This window comes from Clostridium saudiense (genome assembly GCF_000577815.1).
Lineage (GTDB): Bacteria > Bacillota > Clostridia > Clostridiales > Clostridiaceae > Clostridium > Clostridium saudiense.
On record NZ_CBYM010000073.1, the window covers coordinates 1 to 4,765 of the forward strand.

Below are 4,765 nucleotides of genomic sequence, written 5' to 3' on the forward strand. Positions count from 1 at the left end.
ATACAAAAAAGAACTTTGACAAATTGAAAAATATGATATAAAATAAAGTTAATCGAGTTGCAAGAAAGCGTAAATCCAGATGGATTTGCGCTTTCTTTTTTTTATTAAAAATGAAAAACTTACTAAAATGGTTGTGATAGTTTTCCGTAAAAGCTATCTCATATGAAAGGAGAAAATTTGGAAAAAGAAATTAAAATGAACAAAATGGGAACAGTAGCAGTTCCAAAGATTATGCTTAGTATGGGAATACCAATGGTTTTATCAATGGTATTACAAGCTTGCTATAATATAGTTGATAGTATGTTTGTTGCTAGAATTCCTGATTCAGAAGGATTAATTCATGCAGGAGAGTATGCTGTAAATGCTCTTACTTTAGCATTTCCTATACAGATGCTTATTGTAGCATTTGGAATAGGAACAGGGATTGGTGTTAATGCATTACTGTCAAAAACACTTGGAGAAAATAACCCTAAGAAGGTAGCAAGAGTTGCTGGAAACGGGGTATCACTAGGTATTATTATTTATGTATTCTTTTTTATATTTGGAATATTAGGAATTAACATTTATTTAAGAAGTCAGACTTCTAATGTTATTATTTTATCAATGGGAAGAACCTATTTAATGATTTGTACATTATTATCAATAGGGATGATTATGTTTTCTATTTATGAAAAGCTTCTACAATCAACAGGAAAAACTATATATTCTACAATGGCACAACTTGTAGGAGCTATTACGAATATTATATTAGATCCAATATTAATATTTGGATGGTTTGGTTGTCCGCAAATGGGCATTGCTGGTGCTGCTTATGCAACAGTAATTGGACAAGGAGTATCAATGTTAATGGCAATGTACTTCCATTATAAGAAAAACAAAGAAGTGTTAAATGGATTAAATTATTTAAAATTAGATAAAAAAATAGTTAAAGAAATATATAGTGTAGGGCTTCCTGCTATTATAATGCAAGCTTTAATGTCATTTATGACATATGGGATAAACATTATATTTGGAGCAGTATCTATGGCAGCAGTAACAGCTTATGGTATTTTTTATAAGATACAACAATTTATTTTCTTTGCAGCCTTTGGTTTAAGAGATGCAATTACTCCAATTGTCGCTTTTAATTATGGTTTAGAAGATCACAAGAGAGTAAAGGATGGAATTAAATATGGTATTTTATATACTAGTATTATAATGATTGTTGGAACTTTAGGACTCCAAATTTTTGCACAACCTTTAGCTAGTTTATTTGGTTTATCAGATGAAACAGCAAGACTTTGTATTTTAGCAATACGTATTATTTCAGTAGGATTTTTATTTGCAGGATGGAATATTGCAATTCAAGGTGTTTTCCAAGCCTTAGGATGTGGAGTAAGTTCATTAGTAATTTCACTTTTAAGATTATGTGTTGTTGTATTACCTCTTGCTTGGTTATTGTCTAAGTTTTCAAATGGAATAAATATAATGTGGTTTTCATTTCCAATAGCTGAAGCTGTTGCTTTAGTAGTGGCAGTTGTTCTTATGATAAAGGCTAATAGAAGCAAGATTATGACTATGAAGAAATATAGTGAATCAGCATAAGCAAAAATAGTAACAAAATAATTTAAAAATTGACAAAGTAGATATCGCGTGGTAATATAAACAAAAAAATCCCTTTAAATTGATTCGAGAAATCAGTAAGGAAGTTATGATATACTTGCAAAATGACTTTATGTTGAGATAAATGTACTTAGTATTAAGCAGCGTGTTTAATGATTGAATAGTACATTTATAGAAGAAAAAAAGTTGTTTATATTGAGATTATATTAGTCTTCCTATTTGGAAGACTTTTTTTTATGTCATTCAATTAAAGTATATTAAGCCTTATATAGTTATTTGAATTAGGGAGTGACTAGCAAGGAGAGGCAAAAAATGAACAAAAAAATTAACAGTAGCAATAAGCTAGCAATTAAAATGGTAGTAGCTCTTATTTTAGGATTAGCAGCTGGCATAGGATTTATAGTTCTTAGAGAGAACTTAATGGGAAATGGTAATGGTCATATCTGGACAAGTATTAATAATATTTTATTCCAAGATATATCACAAGAAGGAGCAACAAGTGCTCTTGGTATATTTTATATAGTTGGTCAATTGTTTGTAAATTCACTTCAATTAGTAATAGTACCAATGGTGTTTACATCAATAGCATTAGCTATGTGTAAGATAAGTGATACTAAAAAGCTTGGGCGTATTTCATACAAGACTATATTAGGATTTTTATCAACTTCAGTATTTGCATTAGCATTAGCAGGAGCAATAGGATTTATAATAAAGAACTTAGGATTATTTACAGCTAATGTTGAAAATGTAACAGCACAAGCAGGTGTTGTAAGCTCAAGAAATCCATTATTAATAATAGTTCAAGCAATACCAAATAATATTTTATCAGCATTTTCAACTAATAGCAGTATATTGGCAGTAGTTTTTGTTGCTGTAGTATTAGGTCTTTGTATTAATTACTTAGGTGATAAAGTAAAAGTATTAAAAACTTTATTAGAAGAAGTAAACTCAATCATAACGGTATTTTTAAGCTTTATAATAACTAAGTTTGGACCAGTAGCAATATTTGTTCTTATAACAAGAACATTTGCAATATATGGTGTAGAGAACTTAAAGCCTGCACTTGTATATGTTGTTACAACGCTAATAGCATTACTATTATTCTTAATATTTGGATATGCAATATTTATAGCAATTGGAGCTAGACTTAACCCAATTAAGTTTGTAAAGAAAATAGGTAAAGTAGCATTATTTGGATTTTCTACTTCATCATCTGCAGCAACATTGCCTTTAAATACTAAAACTACAGTTGAGGAGTTAGGTGTTAGCGCAGATATAGCATCGTTTGTATTACCTCTTGGAATGACTATAAATATGAATGGAACAGCAATAATGCAGGTTATAGCTGCAATATTTATAGCAACAAGTGCAGGGTATGATGTAACAATAGCAAATATAGTAGTTATTGCATTACTTGCATTAATAGCATCAGTTGGTACACCAGCAGCGCCAGGTGCAGGAGCAATAATACTTTTCACAGTATTAACTGGAATGGGATATAATAATGATGCGGCAATTCTTGCTTATTCATTAATCCTTGCAATAAATAGACCAATAGAAATGTTAGTAACTTCTTTAAATGTAGTTGGAGATGCTGCAACAAGTGTAGTAGTTGCAAAATCTGAAGGAATGCTTGATGAAGAAGTATATAATATCGAAGATGTAAAATAGCAGGTGTATTTTAAAGAGAATGTATTGAATTTATAATGAAAAAGTTCACGATATTAGTATCGTGAACTTTTTTTTAAAATAAATTCACTATGAAATTTTTTAAAATTAAGGAAATGAAGAATATAATTTAAATTTTGTAAATCATAATATTCATAATGCAGGTTATGAAAAGATAGGATCTTTTAAAGATATGAATATATCAGATATCATTTCAATTATAAATGTTAATATAAAAGGAATGACAGCAATTAATATTGAAGATTACAAGAGTATTGAACCAGATAAACGTACACAAGTACTATTTGAAAGATTATATGAATTCTTTGAAAAGGAAAAAGATATTGTAAATCGCATTATGATGCACAATGAAATAGATGGTAAAATGGCAGAATTGTTGAAACGCTTCATGCTTTTAAAAATAAGAGAAATAATATCTTCATGCGAATGTGTTGAAAAGCATAGTATGCAATTAGAAATTATAATAATGCATTACAGTAATACTTTACAAATGGTTTTAGAATTTTGCTTTTTAAGGAAAGATTCAATTTCAAAAGAAGAAGCTAGAATAAGTATTGATTATTTATTAGGATCATTAGAAAAGAAAGGAAAGTTATTATGATACTATATTTTTCAGCAACAGGAAATTCTAAATATGTAGCAGAAAGAATTGCAAAAGCAACAAATGATGAATGTATATTTATACTGGATATTATGAAAGATGAAAAATGCTTTTTATCTATCAAGGAAAATGAAAATGTAGGAATAGTTTCACCAACATATGCATGGGGATGTCCTTCTGTAATTATAGATTTTTTGAATAAAGTTTCTTTTAGTGGAAAAAAGAAGAGTTATTTTTACTATATAGCAACTTATGGAACAACACCAGGTAATAATGGCTATTTGGCTGATAAAAATCTATCGCAAAATACAGGTATAAAATTTTATGCTTTTTTTAGTGTGAAAATGCCGGATACATGGACACCTATATTTGATTTATCTAATAAAGAAACGGTAGCTGTAATAAATAAGAATGCTGAACCGCAGATAGATGAAATAATTCAAAAGATACAACAGAAATCTTCTGGAAATTTCATGAGAAATAAACTACCTAAATTTGTAGCACCATCTTATAAGCCATATTATGAAAATATGAGAAAAACTAAGCATTTCACTGTGGATGATAGCTGTATTGGATGCAGATTGTGTGAGAAAATGGGATAAATAGATGATTTATTAAAAGGATATTAAGGGATAGATTTATAAAGTAGTTAATTTTAAAGGGCGTGATTAGATACCAACATAAAACAATAAGTGTTAAATTCAATAGAGCATAAAGCATTTTAAACATAGTTCTTAGATTTCTTTATAAAGTTTTCTTAATAACGTATATATACTTAAAAATGTAATAAAAATCCTTTTAATAACTTTAAGTGGAAATTAAATGCTAAAAGTGGAAAATATAACTTGTTAAGAAAAAGAGTCAAAAGTTAAG

At 28.5% G+C, this 4,765-nt stretch carries 4 protein-coding genes; all 4 read left to right on the forward strand.

Translation table 11 applies throughout. From position 1 onward, the window contains the following. Positions 1 to 177: 177 nt before the first annotated feature. Positions 178 to 1,584, forward strand: a complete 1,407-nt coding sequence (locus TY07_RS16840; protein ID WP_341349597.1) for an MATE family efflux transporter — start codon at positions 178 to 180, stop codon at positions 1,582 to 1,584. A gap of 330 nt (positions 1,585 to 1,914) precedes the next feature. Further along, positions 1,915 to 3,273, forward strand: coding sequence for a dicarboxylate/amino acid:cation symporter (locus tag TY07_RS16845; protein WP_042402991.1), 1,359 nt, complete (start codon positions 1,915 to 1,917; stop codon positions 3,271 to 3,273). 190 nt (positions 3,274 to 3,463) lie between these two features. After that, positions 3,464 to 3,892, forward strand: coding sequence for a hypothetical protein (locus tag TY07_RS16850; protein WP_042402994.1), 429 nt, complete (start codon positions 3,464 to 3,466; stop codon positions 3,890 to 3,892). Further along, on the forward strand, positions 3,889 to 4,494 hold the full coding sequence (locus tag TY07_RS16855; protein WP_042402996.1) for an EFR1 family ferrodoxin: 606 nt from the start codon (positions 3,889 to 3,891) through the stop codon (positions 4,492 to 4,494). The genes TY07_RS16850 and TY07_RS16855 overlap by 4 nt, the downstream gene beginning before the upstream one ends. Positions 4,495 to 4,765 lie beyond the last annotated feature (271 nt).